Source organism: Prevotella lacticifex (assembly GCF_019973375.1).
GTDB classification, from domain to species: Bacteria; Bacteroidota; Bacteroidia; order Bacteroidales; family Bacteroidaceae; genus Prevotella; species Prevotella lacticifex.
Genome location: NZ_BPTV01000001.1, coordinates 1,941,340 through 1,957,791, shown reverse-complemented (window position 1 = coordinate 1,957,791; position 16,452 = coordinate 1,941,340). Strand labels below are relative to the sequence as shown.

Here is a 16,452-nt window from a genome sequence, read left to right as displayed (position 1 = left end):
CCTTTCATTATATATATTTTTCAATTTTGTTTTTCAAGGGGAGCGGTGAGTGATTCATAGCTCCCCTTTAAAGTGCTTGGTCTCCTCGTGTGCGACATTGGAATTTTTCAGATATTTGTTCGTCACACTAACGTCAGAATGGCGTGCCTGGTCGCGTGCCACGACGATACCCTCGGCATTGGCCAAATCTCGGATGCCGGAATCCTTCAGGCTGTAGAACTGGTACGACTTCGGCCAGCCCAGTGCCTTCCTCACCTTTGCCCACTCGATGCGGAACTGGTTTACATAAATTTTTTCGGGACCGGGAACGAGCTTGTGTCCGAATAAGAACTCATTTGAAGGGTGATCGAAAACTTTCTGCTTAATCATAATCTTTAACAGATTGTCATTGAGCGCAACCACCTGCCCCTTGCGGTTCTTGGCAAACTCAGGATGAACATAGACTGTCTGGTCTTTGATGCTGATGTCTCCGATGCGGACATAGCGCAGTTCATCGGGGCGGATGAAACAGTAGTACTCCATCATACAGGCAAGGTAGAAAGGCGGATTGTACTTCATCGTATAATCCCTCAGGCGCACAAGGTCAGCAGCCGTGAGTGGGTCACGGAACTTCTCTTCCTCTTTGAGCATGTGTATCTCGTCGATGGGATTATCGTCGATGTACAGACGGTCCTTCAGCCAAGTGCCAAAGGTAGAAAGCCATGTGCGGTAGTTGTTCCTCGTTTTTGGCGACACATCCTTGTCGAGGATAAGGTAGTCGAGGAAATCAACAGCGAAGCTCCTATCGAACTGATACACATACTTTATACCCGTATCCACCTCCTGAAGATAAATCTTCATCTGGTTCAACCGGCTGCGGTAGTCCACCGCCGTCTTCGCCCTCAATATTCCCTTTTGTTCTGCTACAACCGTGTAATCATGATAACGCTGCAGAACAGTGGAAAACTCAGTGAATTGCCGTGTCTTCCTTGCGTTGACGAATGGGTTCCATCCCACCTTCAGCTTCTCAAAAATGTTATGGATAAGGATGGCCGCAATGTTCTCGCGGTCCTGCTCGTTCTTATAGTGGTCGAGCATATATTTCTTCCGCCGCATCTTGCCACGTGCCGGGTCATAGGCAAAGAAATCTACATACCACTGCTTTCCCTTGTGCAGCCGCGGCAAGGTGAACTGAACTATACATTTGGAGGATATGAGCTCATTTTCTAAGTGAGACATTTTTTTTACATTGTTCGCCTACCGCAACCAATGCTACCGAAAATCTTCGTCCGAAAAGTGTCCGGCATAAAAACCGGAAAACGTCCGAAGTGTTGATTGTCAACGACTTCGGACGTTATAGTTGCGGAGGCAGGACTCGAACGTGCGACCTCCAGGTTATGAGCCTGGCGAGCTACCAACTGCTCCACTCCGCGATGTTTAATAGCTTTTCTTGTTTTGCGAGTGCAAAGGTACTGCTTATTTCTGACATGGCAAAATATTTATCCCAATAATATTCAATATTTAACATATCTTTAATAATTAGCAGTTGCACAACTAAAATATTTGTGCAGATATTTTGGAAAAAGTTTGTTTATAAGGAATAAAATAAGTATTTTTGCACACGAAATTATTACTGTGCATAAAAAGTAGGAGTGATTATGTCGATATCAAAGACAAGACAGAAGTTAGTTGACGTGGCCCGTCAGTTGTTTGCAAAAAACGGAATTGCCAATACGACGATGAACGATATTGCAAAAGCGAGCGGAAAGGGCCGCCGTACGCTATATACATATTTTAATAGCAAGGATGATGTTTACTATGCCGTTATAGAGGGTGAATTGGAACGTTTGAGCGACAAACTTGATGAGGTTGCCGAGAAGAAGATCCGTCCCCTTGATAAGGTCATAGAGTTGATTTATACCCATCTGAGTATGATTAAAGAGACGGTGATGCGCAACGGCAATTTGCGTGCTGAGTTCTTCCGTAATATTTGGATGGTGGAGAAGGTGAGAAAAAAGTTCGATGATGACGAGATACAGTTGTTCTGCAAGGTGTATTCCGACGGAAAGGCTGACGGCGAGTTTGATATTGATAATGTGGAACTTGTGGCCGAGATTACACATTATTGTATTAAAGGTCTTGAGGTGCCGTTCATCTATGGTCGCCTCGGGCATGGTCTGACGGAGGAATCGAGTAAGCCGCTTGTGGCTAAGGTCGTTTATGGAGCCTTAGGAAAAGGTAAATAGGATTTTTGCATTCGTGAATTGTTGTCAATATTTCAGATCAACATTCCGACGGAAAGCAAAAGAGCCCGGCGTAATTGTCGGGCTCTTTTAGTAGAATTTGAGGAAAATCTGTCTTAGCTAATTCTTGTCGTATTGTTAAGATTTTATTTCTTTATGTTAGCTTCCTGCAAACCGTAATGTTTCTTCTTGTCTATGATTATCAAAAGAATCGAGAGGATTATGGCTGCGACACCGAAAGCACAGAAGATGCTCATACTTGTAGTGTATGAAGGGTCGATGCCATTGACCTTACCAATGAGTACCGGAACGAGGCTAAGGCCTATATTCTGGATATAGAAGATGATGGAATAAGCCGAGCCGAGGGTCTTCAGTGGGATAATCTTTGCCACGCTTGGCCACATTGCTGATGGTACGAGCGAGAAAGCAACTCCCAATGTAATCATCACGATAACAGCGAACCACCATACGGGCATAATGTGAATGGCGAAGATGAAGTGGACGGCAGCGAGCATTGCAGAGCCGATGAGCATCAGTGTTGCACCCTTGCCGATGCGGTCGTAGAGGGAGCCGAAGAGCGGTGTGAGCAGGATTGTTCCGAACGGGATGAGGCCAGGAATGATACCTGCAAGATTCTCCGGAACATTGTAGTTGGCAATCATCAGCTTCGTTGCGAACTTCAGGAATGGGAATACGCCGCTGTAGAAAAGCAGACAGAGCAGGCAGATGCACCAGAAACCGGGATTGGTGAAGATATATTTGAGGTCGGAGAACTGGAATTTTTCATCCTCCTCAGCATCTTCTGTTTCCTTGATTTCCTCTTCCTCGGCAGTGCCTGCGGGTGTTCTGTCGGCAACCTTTGCCTCATCTATGCTCTTGTCGAGTTTCTTGTCCATTACGGTATATACGATGAAGGCCAGGAAACCGATGATAAGGAGTACAGTTCCGAGCAGTACCGGTGCACCTACTTTGCCACCGAAAGCTTTAGCCAAAGGCAGCGAGCCCATCATGGCTCCAGCCGTTCCCATACGGGCGAGAGCTACCTGAATGCCCATAGCGAGGGCGAGCTCATGTCCGGTAAACCACTTAGTGATGATTTTTGAGACCGTTATTCCGCAAATCTCGCAGCCGGTGCCGAAGACAGCAAATCCGAAGGAAGCAACGGCTGCCGACATTGGAAGGGAGAAGTTGATGAAGTCGAGGGTGAAACGTGCATCTCCAAAGTCGTGTGTCACGCCGAAATATTTGGTGCACACGCCGATGAGCATCAGTGAACAAGAAAGAATGCCGGTGAATCGGATTCCCATCTTGTCAAGAATGATGCCGCCGAAGAAGAGCATAAGGAGGAATACATTGATGTAGCCGTAACTACCTGAGAAGAATCCGTAATCGTCGGATGTCCATCCAAGGCCACCGCTGGCGACACTCTTTGTCAGCAGCACTTCAAGCGGCGACATGACATCAGTAATAAAATAACCCATCATCATTGTAAAGGCAACGATGATGAGTGCTGTCCAGCGGGCTCCTTTGCTGTCGCTGAGTATTGTTCTGATTTTTTCTACCATAATAAAAATGCCCCATGATTTCCAGCCTTGAAATGAATATGCTGGCTTTTGGGGGACGACATTAATGATTAATATTTAAAACTTCAAGTATATGAGCTTCGTTATGACCGAAAGGTAATATAGCCCCTCCCCGTGTTTGACGGGGGAGGGGTGAAAGTTTATTTCTTCAGCCAGCGGTCGAGCCATTCGAAGAATGTACGCTGCCAGAGGATACCGTTCTGTGGTTTCAGCACCCAGTGGTTCTCATCGGGGAAGAGCAGCAACTCGGCTGGAATGCCCTTCATTCTTGCAGCATTGAAAGCACCCATGCCCTGGTTGGCGTTGATACGGTAGTCTTTCTCGCCATGGATGCAGAGAATTGGCGTGTCCCAGTTGTTGACAGCTTTATGAGGACTGTTCTCGTAGGTCTTGCGGGCAGCAGCCGTCTGGTCTTTGTTCCAGTAAGCATCGTCATACTCCCAGTTTGAGAACCATGCCTCCTCGGTGTCGGTGTACATGCTCTCAAGGTTGAAGGCACCGTCGTGAGCAATGAAACACTTGAAGCGTTTGTTGTGATGACCTGCAAGATAGTATACAGAGAATCCTCCAAAAGAGGCACCGACAGCTCCGAGACGGTCTTTGTCGACGTAAGGCAGGTTCTTTACGGCGTCATCGATAGCCGAAAGATAATCGTCCATGCACTGTCCGGTCCAGTCGCGGCTAACCTCCTCGTTCCATTCTGATCCGAAACCTGGGAGACCGCGGCGGTTCGGTGCTATGATAACATATCCGTGAGCAGCCATAATGGAGAAGTTCCAACGGTAACTCCAGAACTGGCTGACGGGGCTCTGAGGACCGCCTTCGCAGTAAAGGAGGGTGGGGTATTTCTTCGTCTTGTCGAAGTGGGGCGGGAGGATTACCCATACGAGTTCTTCCTTTCCGTCAGTGGTCTTCACCCACCGCTGTTCTACGGTTGCAGATGCGAGCTGGTCGAAGATGTTCTTATTCTCGTCGGTAATCTGCTCAACCAGTGCTTTTTTCTCATTCTTGGATGGTGTGACGACGAATATATCATCAGGGTGAAGCATTGAATGGCGTGTGGTGAGAAGCTGTTTCCCGTTTAGCATCTGCACACTGCCGAAGTCGTAGTAGCCGTCATCGGTAATCTGCTTCACCTTTCCACCCTTTATGCTGACGTTCCAGATACGCTCTGTAGCATGCCATACACCTGTGATGTACAGGCTTTTGCTGTCAGGAGCCCAGCAGTAGTCGTCGACATTGGTGTCGAAGTTGCGGGCATCGGTAGCATAGAACTTGGTATGCTTAGTGAGGTCGTAGATGCAGAGACGGTTAAGGTCGCTCTCGTATCCGTTGTGAGCCATACTCTGCCATGCAACGTATTTGCCGTCGGGCGAGAATTTCGGGTTGACATCGTAGCCAACGTTAAGACTTTGAAATTTTTCTGAATCTATGGCCTGACCACGCATGCTCTTTGTGGCATCAATGGAGGAATCGGCTTTAGCCCACTCGGCAATTAATGTCTTGTCGGCATCATCCTTGCAGAGATTTTTTGTCTTGTGTGTCTCTGTATCGTAAAGATAGATGTCGGCATCCGTTGATATAGCGTATCTGACGCCTTCCTTCTTTCTGCAAGTGTAGGCTACCGATTTGGAGTCGCGGCTCCAGTCGATTTGCTCAATTCCTCCGAATGGAGCCATCGGACTCTCATAGGGCTCACCCTCAAGAATATCCGTGCCTGCATCAATATTGTCGCCGTTGACATTGGCCACAAAGGGGTGGGGGATGGTCTCAACATAGTGGTCCCAATGGCGGTAGTTCATATCGGTGATAAGCCGGCCTGTGGCCTTCGGGAGATCAGAAGGATTCTTTTTTATACTGCCATAATAAGGTAGACTCTTGATAATGACAACTTTCTTGCGGTCGGGGCTGAACTTGTAGCCTTCGATTTCGATCTTGTCGGATGTAAGCTTCTTACGGTTGGTGCCTTCGGCATTCATCTTCCAAATCTGACCGTCGCTGAGGAATGCAATCGTGTTGTTGTCGATCCATGAAGGGTCCGTCTCACTATTGTCGGAAACTGTCAGTTGTTTGACGTTCTTACCATTGGCGTCCATTACGAAGAGCATTTGATGACCCTTATTCTCTTCAACGCTGTAGTAGCCCACTTGATAAACAATTTTCTTACCGTCAGGGCTTGCAGCTGTTGTCCCAATGCGTCCCATGGCCCAAAGAGCCTCGGGGGTCATAGTGTCATGGGTGAGCTTGATATTGTTCTTGCCTATCTTCACTTGTTGTGCTTGCAAGACACTGCCGCCCATGAACAGGGCGGCAGCGATAGTTATTATAGTTTTTTTCATATTCTTATTTTGTTTGCCGCCTGCCGGCGACATGTCCACTATTTTATCAGAGCTTCCTGCGCTTGCGTTCGAGTTCGGCGCGTTTACGCTCAAGTTCCTGCTGCTCTTGCTGCATGCGCTGCAGACGGGCTGCCATACCGGACATCTTTTTGGGGTTCTTCTTGTTCTCTGCGCGGTTGGCCTCAAGGATGGCAAGGAGCTTTTCGTCATTGGTTGTCTTGCGTAGGACAAACATGATGATAGCTGAGAAGAGAAGTGAGATGAAATAGTAGAAGTTAAGACCTGACGAATAGTCGTTGAACATGAAGAAGAACATTAATGGCATTATATACATCATCCATTGCATCATCTTCATCTGCTCAGCCTGCTGTCCTATCATCTGATCCTTCTGAAGTTGCATTGTGAACCAGCTATAAAGGAGTTGTGAACCTACAAAGAGTATGCAGGTAAGACTCAGATGGTCGCCAATGAGCCACAAATTAGAGCCCCATTCGAGGATCGGGTCGTAGGTGCTGAGGTCATTCATCCACAAGAAACTCTGTCCGCGAAGCTGGATGGCATTAGGCACGAAGTTGAACATTGCAATCCAGATAGGCATCTGAATAAGCATTGGCAGACAGCCCGATAGTGGACTAACTCCATACTCGGAGTAAAGCTGCATCATGGCCTGCTGCTTCTGCATCTGGTCCTCGGGCTTGTCATACTGCTTTGTCGCTTCGTCGAGCTTCGGGCGCAGAACGCGCATCTTGGCTGAAGCCATATAACTCTTCTTCACCATTGGATAGGTGATGAGTTTCAGCAGCAGTGTGATGAGAATAAGCACGATACCCATTGGGATGCCAGCATTGGTGAGGAATGTGAATACAGGCAGTGTAAACCATCTGTTGATAATTCTGAACAGCGGCCATCCAAGGAATACTACGCGCTCAAGGTCGAGATCCTTGCCGAAAGTGCTCTGCTTCTGAACATCCTTTAAAATGTAGAAATCGTTTGGACCAATGTAGAACTCCAATTCTGTAGGTTTCTGTCCGCTTGGATCGAAGTTCGCCTTCATCTTTGCGTTCAGGTCCTTAAGGTATCTTACTTTGTTGTTCTCCTGGTCCTTCTTGTCGTAAGCTACGCTGTGGAGGTCAGCACCTTTGTCGAAACCGTCCTTGGAGATCATTACTGTAGAGAAGAACTGGTTTTTAAATGCGACCCACTCAAGCTGGTCATCCACGTTCTCTTCCTTGTTCGACGATTCGTTAAGGTGATCAAAGTCACCATCAGTTGTCTTCCAGTCAAGACGTGCGTAGCGGTTCTCGAAAGTGAATCCGCGCTCCTGTTCCTTTACTTTCTCATGCCAGTTGACATCGAGCTTTGTGGCATTGGGGTCGAAAAGCCCCGCCATTCCGTTGGCTCGCAGACTGACGTGAAGCAGATAGTCCTTGCCCAGTTTATAAGTGAGCGTGAGCGTCTTTCCTGGAGCAGCTTCGGCAGTCAGTGTCACTGTCGAGTCTGTCTGGTTGGACGGAGTGAAGTAGAGGTCTTTTGTGCTTATGTTGCTTTCCTTAGCTACGAGGGTGTAGCTGAGTTGCTGGTCATTGCCGTCGAAGAGTGTTACTCCATCTGGATCGTCACTCTTCCCGCTCTTGTCGGCAATGTTGTGCCCTACGTAGCGTGTACTTCCTTTCTCGTTCTTGATATAGGCTTTTGTGACCGTTCCTCCCTTGGTGCTCAGTGTGAGTTCCAGTTTGGAGTTTTTCAGAACGATATTCTGTGCTGTACCGGTGACAGCAGTATGGAAAAGGGCAGAGTCGTTGGTGGCAGCCGCAAGTTGCGCAGCTTTCTGTTTGGCCTGCGCTACTTTGGCTGCCGTGGCCTGTTTGGCTGCGGCTATGGAGTCCTTTTCGTATTGTTCGTGCTGTGCTTTCAGTTCTGCTTCAGAAGGCTGTTGCCACCAGGCAAAGCCAAAGAGAACTGCTGCTATCAGCACGAATCCTATAACAGTGTTTTTATCCATTTATTCCTGATTTTTCTTTTGATTTGCTATGGCTGTCTTTACGAAGTCGAGGAATAGAGGATGTGGCTTAAGCACCGTACTCTGGTACTCGGGATGGAACTGCGTTCCAATATACCACTTCAGAGTAGGTATTTCCACAATCTCGACAAGATTACTCTCGGGGTTGCGTCCTACGCATTTCATTCCGTTACGCTCAAATTCCTTCTCGTAATCGTTGTTGAACTCATAGCGGTGGCGATGACGCTCCTGGATGTGCTCCTTCTTATATATATCGAAGACTTTGGAACCTTGTTTCAGGTCGCACTCATATGCTCCCAGTCGCATTGTTCCGCCCATATTAGTAATGTTTTTCTGCTCCTCCATAATGTCGATGACATTGTGTGGAGTCTTCTCGTCAATCTCGCGGCTGTTGGCATCCTTGTAGCCGAGCACGTTGCGGGCGAACTCGATAACCATCATCTGCATGCCGAGGCAGATACCGAAAGTCGGAATGTCGTGTGTGCGTGTGTAGTGGGCTGCAACAATCTTGCCTTCAATACCACGTTGTCCGAATCCCGGGCAGATGACTATACCATCCTGTCCTTCAAGTTTTTCTGCGACGTTCTCCTCAGTGATGTCTTCGGAGTTGATGAAAGTAATTTTCGTCTTATGGTCGTTGTAAGTACCTGCCTGTGAGAGACTCTCACGAATGCTCTTGTATGCATCCTGCAAGTCGTACTTGCCGACGAGGCCAATCTTGACTACCTCGGTAGCGTTGCGCTGTTTGTCGAGGAATTTCTTCCACGGACCCAGTTCCGGTGTTGGGCCAACTTCCATACCACACTTTCTGAGTATGGCCGCATCAAGTCCCTGGTTCTGCATATTGACCGGAACTTCATAGATACTCGGCAGGTCCTCGCTCTGCACGACACAATCGAAATCGACATTACAGAAAGCAGCCACTTTCTTGCGGATGCCGTCGGGAAGATGTTTCTCTGTGCGGAGAACGAGTATATCTGGCTGGATACCTACGCTCTGGAGTTCCTTTACGCTGTGCTGAGTCGGTTTCGTCTTGAGCTCACCGGCAGCCTTCAGGTATGGAATATAAGTGAGGTGAACATTGACAGCCCGTTTCCCGAGTTCCCATTTCATTTGTCGGATAGCTTCCAGGAACGGTGCACTCTCAATGTCACCGATTGTTCCGCCAATCTCTGTGATGACGAAATCGTAGTGATACTTTTGCTCGAGTTGCTTTATATTGCGCTTTATCTCGTCTGTGATGTGCGGTACGACCTGAATGGTTTTGCCAAGATAATCGCCACGACGTTCCTTGTCGATAACCGACTTATAGATTCGGCCTGTCGTCATGGAGTTGGCCTTTGTGGTTTGGATGCCCGTAAACCGCTCATAGTGACCAAGGTCAAGGTCGGTCTCCATACCATCAACGGTTACGTAGCATTCTCCATGCTCGTAAGGATTAAGTGTTCCCGGGTCAATGTTGATGTACGGGTCGAATTTCTGGATAGTGATATTGTAGCCTCTGGCCTGCAGAAGCTTGCCTATTGAAGATGATATGATACCCTTTCCGAGAGAGGAAACCACACCACCGGTGACGAAGATATACTTTGTTTCTGACATAATCGAAATTAAGTGTTGAATGAATTACATGTCCTTTGGAGAATTATCCGTCAATAATTATCCATCAATCTTTTTACATTATATATTATGAATACACATCTGAGTTTCTCCTTCATTTTCGGCTCCACCAGTGCTTTCTCTTTGGTGCATCGTCGCTGAGCTGAGCACTTGCTGATGCTTCTGCAATCTTGTCGGCCCACGTCTCGTGGTTCGTTATCATGCGATAAATCTGTCCCCAGTCGGGTAGGCCGCCAATATTGCGGTCGTCGATGAAGATATCGGCTTTTATCTTGCGCGAGAAACTCTTGTTGCTCTCGGCACCGTTCTCTTCCGGATAGTCTTTGTTGACGGCATAGAAGTCGACTCCTCGCTCATGGCACCAGTCAACGGCATCCTGCAGGAGTTTGCCTTCACGCACACTCCACAGGATGACTTTGTGACCGTCCTTAATAAGTTGTCGTAGAGTATCGGTGGCGAAAATAATTTCGTCACCGATCTCCGGATATTTGTGTTCGACGATTGTTCCGTCGAAATCAACTGCAATTGTCATTTGATGATTGAATAGTCCTTTATTATCTCTTTAGGGAATTATCATCCTTCTTACCATAGTGGCTGTTGGTATAGTTGCCGTAGCCACCGTATGAGCTGTAACTGCCGTATGAACCATAATGGCCATAAGTGCCTTGCTTGCCATACTGCGAATGACTGCCGTAACGGGCATACTTTCCGTATCTTCCGTAGCCATAGTCATATCCGTACTTGCGCTTGCTCATGTCAATACCATTGATGATGATTGACATGTTAGGCAACTTGTTCTCCTCTGCAAGTGAGTTTATCAACTCGAAACTTGACTTCGGAGTGTAGTCGGCACGGCACATGAAACATGTAGCATCGGCAATACGGGCAATCTGCAGGGTATCGGTAACAAGTCCCACAGGGGCAGTATCTACGAGGATATAGTCGTAAACCTCTCTCAGGTGAGCGAAGATAGTCTCGAGACTGTTGCGCGATACGAGTTCGGCCGGGTTTGGAGGAATAGGTCCTGCCGGCAGAAGATTGAGGTTGCCGTTGATGCCTGAAGGAAGAATCTGCGACTGGATATCCTCCATTGTCGGGTTGTCCTTGATAAGCAATGGTGTGATACCATGCTTGAAGTCGTTTATCTGGAACAACTCTGCGATACGCGGCTTACGTACATCAAGTCCGACCATAAGTACCTTCTTACCCAACAGTGCGAACGAAACAGCTGTGTTGGCACATGTAAATGTCTTTCCTTCGCCCGATGTCGTTGACGTAAACATGATAACTTTCTGTTTCTCTTTGAGCATGAACTGCAGGTTGGTACGTATTGACCTGAAAATCTCCTCCATAAGGTTGTTCTCGTTGGCATGTACAACGATGTCGGCCTTTGTCTTTGCAGCATTGCTTGCGACAGCCACGTCGGCGATGATAGGCAGTTTTGTGAGTTTTGCCACATCAAAGTGACCTTCAATCTTGTAGCGGAAGAAGCTGACGAGGAAGATAATAAGTGCCGGCACACCGAAACCGAGCAAAAGTCCCGTAAGACCAATGACGGCAGTCTTTGGTGCCACCTTACCTGTAAGCTCCGGCATATCAATAAGTTTTCCTTTGTCGGCTGTTGCTGCAAGTGAGATGCTGTTCTCCTCACGTTTCTGCAGAAGCATGAGGTACAGTCCGGACTTCACTTCCTGCTGACGGCCAATCTGTGTGAGAATGCGCTCCTGCTGAGGGGTCTCAGCCACCTGAGTGTCGTACTTCTGATTCATTGACTCGAGGGCTCCTCTCTGAATCTCGAGGGCCTGTAGAGCCTGGTCAATAGCCTGACGGATATTATAGTACATATCGTTTATCTGGTCAGTGATGGGCTCCACAACTGGAGAGTTTGGAGCTGCACTGCGCAGAAGACGATTACGCTCGAGAACAAGTTCGTTATACTTATTTATAAGTGCAGTAGAACTCTGGTCAGACAGACCGACATTTGAAGGAATCACCTGGAAACGGTTGCCGCGCTGGTTCATGAAGCTGCGGATGCTGTGGAGGAGCTCCACCTGTGTGTCCATTTCGCGGAGCTGCTTGAACGACTCGTCCTGATTGCTGAGTGCTGATGTGGCATTGGCTTTGAGCTCTATCATCTTGTTGCGCTCCTTGAAGTTCTGCAGCTGACCCTCGGTCTGTCCGAGTTCGCTGTTGATCTTCTCCAAACGCGAATTGATGAACTTCTCTGTTTTCAAAGCTATCTGGTTCTTATCGTCATTGGCCTGGCGGTTGTAGTCAACAGCTAATTGGTTCAGAAAGTCTATGGCACGGCGTGGTACTGGGTCGACAACTGTCAACTGTGCAATGGTTGTAGTTTTCGAGGTCTGGCTGACACTCAACTCGCTAACCAATTGATTTGATGCCATTTGCGGCGACACAATGCTGACGAGCTCGACATCACCGTCTTTCATGTTGTTCATGCCGTTCTGCGAGAGGGTGATAAGTCCGGCTCGAGTTGAAATCTGTGCTGGCAGACTTGCGAACTTCTTGGTTATTGAGAATGGACCTTCGAAATCCTGTTCGTCGATTGGCACACAATAAGTCCCGTCCACCTCATAAGAGTTGCCGTTACGCTTCACGGTGAGCTGTATTGGCTGGTTGAGCTTCTCAAGGTGTTCCGGATCAATGTCGACGCTTACCGGCTGATCCTTATACAGAATCATGTTCTTTACGCGTCCTTTCCTCTGGTAACTGACGTACAACTTCAAGTCGCGGGCCACTTGGGCTGCCAGAGTGTGCGATTGAAGAATCTCAATCTCGTTGTCAATACCATTCGAGTTCGAGATAAGTCCAAGTGTAGAAGCACTTGCGTTGGCAAGGCTACTGCTCATGCCACCGTTCTTACTGTCGTCGTCCTTGACGAGCAGTTTCGTTTGAACTTGATATGTCGGTGTAGAGTATCTCAGGTAGATGTATGCACCACCCAAGAAAATGATCAGAGATAGGATGAACCAATACCAATTCAATACCAGAGCCTTGTAGATGGCCTGAAAATTGAAGGTAGAATTCTCTGCTTGCTCCTGCCGAATATCCTCAAGCGTTACGTTTGATGTTTCTTCTGCCATTGTTGTGTATTCTTAATTATTCTTATAGTTTACTCTTTGCCTTCGGCCAAACGCAGGAGATACTTCCCGTAATCGTTTTTTGCCATGGGCTTTGCCTCTTCGATGAGCTGCTCCTTTGTAATCCAGCCTTGTTTATAGGCAATCTCTTCGAGGCATGCAACCTTGAGCCCTTGACGTTTCTCTATGACCTCAATGAATGTACTTGCCTCCGAAAGACTGTCATGTGTGCCGGTATCAAGCCAAGCAAACCCTCTCTGAAGCGACTGAACTTTCAGATTTTTCTGCTTGAGATACTCTTGGTTCACGCTTGTGATTTCGAGCTCACCGCGTGCGCTTGGCTTGATGCTCTTCGCAATGCCGACAACACTGTTCGGATAGAAATAAAGACCCACGACAGCGTAGTTGCTCTTTGGGTGTTGCGGTTTTTCTTCTATGCTAAGGCAGTTGCCTTCAGCATCGAACTCAGCAACACCGTATCTCTCTGGGTCGTTAACATAGTAGCCGAACACTGTGGCCTTGCCGTCGACTTCGGCCGTACGGACGCTCTCCTTGAGGAGTCCTGTGAATCCGGATCCATAGAAGATGTTGTCGCCAAGAACCAGACACACGCTGTCATCGCCAATGAAGTCCTCACCTATTATAAATGCCTGCGCGAGACCATCGGGCGATGGCTGCTCGGCATACGACAGGTTAAGACCTAATCCATGACCGTCGCCAAGAAGGCGTTTGAATCCCGGAAGGTCATAGGGTGTAGAGATAATTAAAATGTCACGGATGCCAGCGAGCATCAGAGCCGATAATGGATAGTAAATCATCGGTTTGTCGAAAATTGGTATCAGCTGCTTGCTGATGCCTTTCGTAATGGGATAGAGACGTGTCCCTGATCCTCCTGCAAGTACAATGCCTTTCATCTTTATTTATGGTTTATATTTTCTTATTTTTACAGTCAACTTATTAATATGCATGGCTATCGTGTTTGAATATTGACACGAAAGTCATAATTATTATTCTTATGTCGAGCCAGAAACTCCAATGCTCAATATACCAGATGTCACGGCGCACCCTCTCTTCCATCTGCCACAGCTCCTTGGTCTCCCCGCGGAATCCCGTCACTTGTGCCAATCCTGTGATTCCTGGACGACAGAAATGTCTGACCATGTATTTACTGATGAGCGACGAATACTTATCTGTGTGATAGAGCATGTGCGGACGTGGTCCGACTATGCTCATATCGCCTTTGAGTACATTGAAGAATTGCGGCAGTTCGTCAATATTGGCCTTCCGCATGAAGTTGCCGAATGCAAACTTCCGCGGGTCGTCTTTCGTGGCCTGTGCCTTGTCAGCATTCTTGTTTACGTGCATAGAGCGAAACTTATAGCACATGAACGAATTGCCGTCGAGTCCTGTTCTTTTCTGTTTGAAGAATATCGGTCCTGGACTCTGAATCTTTATGATAATTGCAATGATAGGTATCAATGGGAGCAAGCAGATACATGCGAACGAGCTGAGTACGATGTCGAAACTCCGCTTGATGAACTTGTTCGTCGGATTGAGCAATGGCTCTGAATAATTCGACATTACAGTCAGGTCGCCAATCATCTCAGGTTTAAGCTGTAGACGATAGTAACCGAAGGTACGCGGCATATAGAAGAAGTGGATTCCTATTCTGTCGCAGTATTTCATGATTTTGATTATCCTCTCGTATTCGTTATGCGATAGCGAGCAGAATATATCGTCGCAAATGTGTCTTTTTGGATCCTCTTTATCGAGCAGTCCGAATAAATCATGGTCGATATCGCCAAGTTTTACAAGGTCTTCCGGTCCGTTCTCAAAGACACCGTTGCTGTAGTATCCTAATATCTTGTATCCTGTTGTGGGGTCAGAGACGAGCTCGTCGTATACTTGCAGGTTTGCCGGGTCGTTGCCTATGAGTATAACCGAGCGGCTGTTACCACCACGTGAGCGGTAGGATTTGAGGACCGCTCTCTCAAAGAGCCTCGAAATGAGCAATACCACAAATAGTGTTGTGGTATATATGACGAATGTCCTGAACAACCCCTGGTAGTTAAAAAATCCTTTTATGATGACAAATCCTAAAATCGATTGAGTGACAGTCAGTTTAGCAACGTTCTCAGCCACTTTGCCTATGTGCAACTTGCGGATGAGGATTATCGTGTGGTAGAAGTACTGTGCTATAAGCATCGAGAAGTTGAAAATCACTATCAGCAGCTTCTTGGTAAGGACTGTTGATGCAGCACTATCGTCGAACTTCAAAAGCAAATAGATTAGTACGTTCATTAGCAGGAAGTCGATTACTCCGACCGCCCACTGCACGATAAGGTTTGGGTTGTTGTTCTTCATATCAGTTCTTTTGTCTATAGCTTTTCAAAGGATTTGTATTTATAAGGTGCAAAGGTAGCAAATTTTTATTAATAGGACGAAATTGAATATGAAAAATTATTTCCAAAGTTTAATTTTCTTACAATTATTTTGTATTTTTGCATCAACAAAATTCAAAAAATAAGTTGTAAAACTGATAATAAATTTACAAAACTATGGGATTATTTCAGAAAATCTTCCATCGTAATGATGCCTCTGAAGAGAAGGTCGGAGGTATGGAAGATTATATGACACTGGTTAAAGTATATTTCCAGGCATCGTTGGCCAATAAGTTGGGAATCACTAATTTGGCAATGCTTCCTGATCTTCGCGTCTTCAAATCTACTCTTCATGTGCCGACTGTGAACAACAAACTGGGTGTAGGTGAGCGCAACCGTTGCAAGAAGATGATGAAAGAAATTTATAATACCGATGATGATTTTTTCGATGAGATAGACAAGAGCATAAAGCGCAACTGTCGTCGTATGCAGGATGCGCAGGCTTATCTCTACCAGTTCCAGGGTTTCACTCAGGATTTGATGATGCTCATCGGCAATCTGATGAAGTTCAAGCTCCGCGTTCCCGGATTCTTTAAGAAGGCACTTTACGCCATGACAGAGAAGACCGTCAGCGACATTTTCAATAAGAATGACTTCCGCGAGCCTGATGTCATCAAGACGGTACTTGCCGTCCGGCAGTTTAATACACGCCTCGGCTTTTCCCAGAAATGGGTGACCGATTTTATCTATCAGGTGGTCATGCTCGCCAAGAAAGAGCCCAAGAAGAAGGACGACGACAATACTAAAAAATAAAGTACGATATAAAAGGAGCTAAAAATTTGGTTAAATAAAAACTTTAATGTAAATTTGTAGCCAAAATTTAAAATCAATGTCTGTCTACGAGAAAACCATAAATACATTTTCGACGCGTGTCCGTCAGATGATCCTCCAATATCAGAAGTTGAAGAAGGAGAATGAAAGGCTGAATACGGTTGTCGGAGAACGTGATGCCGAGATAAAGAGGTTGCGCTTGCAACTGTCTCAGGCTCAGCGTGATTATGATTCGCTCAAGATGGCAAAGATGGTTGAGATCAGTGAGGGTGATATGGAAGGGGCTCAGAAACGAATTACTAAGCTCATTCGCGATGTCAACAAGTGCATCACGCTCCTCAGTGAGAAATAATTTGGG

12 protein-coding genes and 1 tRNA gene are annotated in these 16,452 nt (G+C 46.9%); 3 read left to right on the top strand and 10 right to left on the bottom strand.

The genetic code is table 11. The features are described from left to right. Positions 1-54: 54 nt before the first annotated feature. Complete coding sequence (locus tag LDN30_RS07675; RefSeq protein ID WP_223929143.1) at positions 55-1,218, bottom strand: tyrosine-type recombinase/integrase; 1,164 nt, start codon at positions 1,216-1,218, stop codon at positions 55-57. Positions 1,219-1,339: 121 nt separating this feature from the next. Beyond that, a tRNA-Met gene (locus LDN30_RS07670) sits at positions 1,340-1,412 on the bottom strand. 225 nt (positions 1,413-1,637) lie between these two features. Between LDN30_RS07670 and LDN30_RS07665 the strand changes: the two genes are divergently transcribed. Next, positions 1,638-2,225: a TetR/AcrR family transcriptional regulator gene (locus tag LDN30_RS07665; protein ID WP_223926153.1), complete on the top strand. Its 588-nt coding sequence runs from the start codon at positions 1,638-1,640 to the stop codon at positions 2,223-2,225. Between the two features lie 143 nt (positions 2,226-2,368). Here the strand turns inward: LDN30_RS07665 and LDN30_RS07660 are convergent, their stop codons facing one another. From LDN30_RS07660 to LDN30_RS07625, 8 genes are all read right to left on the bottom strand, one after another. Further along, entirely contained in the window at positions 2,369-3,787 is a 1,419-nt protein-coding gene (locus tag LDN30_RS07660; RefSeq protein WP_223926152.1) for an MFS transporter, read from the bottom strand. A 158-nt stretch (positions 3,788-3,945) separates the two neighbouring features. After that, complete coding sequence (gene dpp5 / locus LDN30_RS07655) at positions 3,946-6,144, bottom strand: dipeptidyl-peptidase Dpp5 (RefSeq protein WP_223926151.1); 2,199 nt, start codon at positions 6,142-6,144, stop codon at positions 3,946-3,948. A gap of 46 nt (positions 6,145-6,190) precedes the next feature. Further along, positions 6,191-8,146, bottom strand: a complete 1,956-nt coding sequence (gene yidC, locus LDN30_RS07650; RefSeq protein WP_223926150.1) for a membrane protein insertase YidC — start codon at positions 8,144-8,146, stop codon at positions 6,191-6,193. Next, the gene (pyrG, locus tag LDN30_RS07645) at positions 8,147-9,763 is read right to left on the bottom strand and encodes a CTP synthase (protein WP_223926149.1); all 1,617 of its coding nucleotides are present in this window, start codon (positions 9,761-9,763) and stop codon (positions 8,147-8,149) included. A gap of 112 nt (positions 9,764-9,875) precedes the next feature. After that, positions 9,876-10,313 (bottom strand): BT0820 family HAD-type phosphatase, encoded by a 438-nt coding sequence (locus LDN30_RS07640; protein ID WP_223926148.1) that lies wholly within the window; start codon positions 10,311-10,313, stop codon positions 9,876-9,878. A gap of 22 nt (positions 10,314-10,335) precedes the next feature. Beyond that, positions 10,336-12,885, bottom strand: coding sequence for a GumC family protein (locus tag LDN30_RS07635; protein WP_223929142.1), 2,550 nt, complete (start codon positions 12,883-12,885; stop codon positions 10,336-10,338). Between the two features lie 29 nt (positions 12,886-12,914). Continuing rightward, positions 12,915-13,796, bottom strand: coding sequence for a glucose-1-phosphate thymidylyltransferase RfbA (gene rfbA, locus LDN30_RS07630; RefSeq protein WP_223926146.1), 882 nt, complete (start codon positions 13,794-13,796; stop codon positions 12,915-12,917). 43 nt (positions 13,797-13,839) lie between these two features. Continuing rightward, complete coding sequence (locus LDN30_RS07625; protein ID WP_223929141.1) at positions 13,840-15,246, bottom strand: undecaprenyl-phosphate glucose phosphotransferase; 1,407 nt, start codon at positions 15,244-15,246, stop codon at positions 13,840-13,842. A gap of 194 nt (positions 15,247-15,440) precedes the next feature. On the opposite strand from LDN30_RS07625, the gene LDN30_RS07620 reads away from it, so the two are divergent. Both LDN30_RS07620 and LDN30_RS07615 read left to right on the top strand, forming a co-directional pair. Beyond that, positions 15,441-16,076: a DUF8491 family protein gene (locus LDN30_RS07620; protein WP_223929140.1), complete on the top strand. Its 636-nt coding sequence runs from the start codon at positions 15,441-15,443 to the stop codon at positions 16,074-16,076. A 76-nt stretch (positions 16,077-16,152) separates the two neighbouring features. Further along, positions 16,153-16,446, top strand: a complete 294-nt coding sequence (locus tag LDN30_RS07615) for a coiled-coil domain-containing protein (RefSeq protein ID WP_223926143.1) — start codon at positions 16,153-16,155, stop codon at positions 16,444-16,446. Positions 16,447-16,452 lie beyond the last annotated feature (6 nt).

Coding starts and splice junctions, on each gene's coding strand:
- LDN30_RS07675 (WP_223929143.1), bottom strand. CDS start 1,218: ATGTCTCACTTAGAAAATGAGCTCATATCCTCCAAATGTATAGTTCAG.
- LDN30_RS07665 (WP_223926153.1), top strand. CDS start 1,638: ATGTCGATATCAAAGACAAGACAGAAGTTAGTTGACGTGGCCCGTCAG.
- LDN30_RS07660 (WP_223926152.1), bottom strand. CDS start 3,787: ATGGTAGAAAAAATCAGAACAATACTCAGCGACAGCAAAGGAGCCCGC.
- dpp5 (WP_223926151.1), bottom strand. CDS start 6,144: ATGAAAAAAACTATAATAACTATCGCTGCCGCCCTGTTCATGGGCGGC.
- yidC (WP_223926150.1), bottom strand. CDS start 8,146: ATGGATAAAAACACTGTTATAGGATTCGTGCTGATAGCAGCAGTTCTC.
- pyrG (WP_223926149.1), bottom strand. CDS start 9,763: ATGTCAGAAACAAAGTATATCTTCGTCACCGGTGGTGTGGTTTCCTCT.
- LDN30_RS07640 (WP_223926148.1), bottom strand. CDS start 10,313: ATGACAATTGCAGTTGATTTCGACGGAACAATCGTCGAACACAAATAT.
- LDN30_RS07635 (WP_223929142.1), bottom strand. CDS start 12,885: ATGGCAGAAGAAACATCAAACGTAACGCTTGAGGATATTCGGCAGGAG.
- rfbA (WP_223926146.1), bottom strand. CDS start 13,796: ATGAAAGGCATTGTACTTGCAGGAGGATCAGGGACACGTCTCTATCCC.
- LDN30_RS07625 (WP_223929141.1), bottom strand. CDS start 15,246: ATGAAGAACAACAACCCAAACCTTATCGTGCAGTGGGCGGTCGGAGTA.
- LDN30_RS07620 (WP_223929140.1), top strand. CDS start 15,441: ATGGGATTATTTCAGAAAATCTTCCATCGTAATGATGCCTCTGAAGAG.
- LDN30_RS07615 (WP_223926143.1), top strand. CDS start 16,153: ATGTCTGTCTACGAGAAAACCATAAATACATTTTCGACGCGTGTCCGT.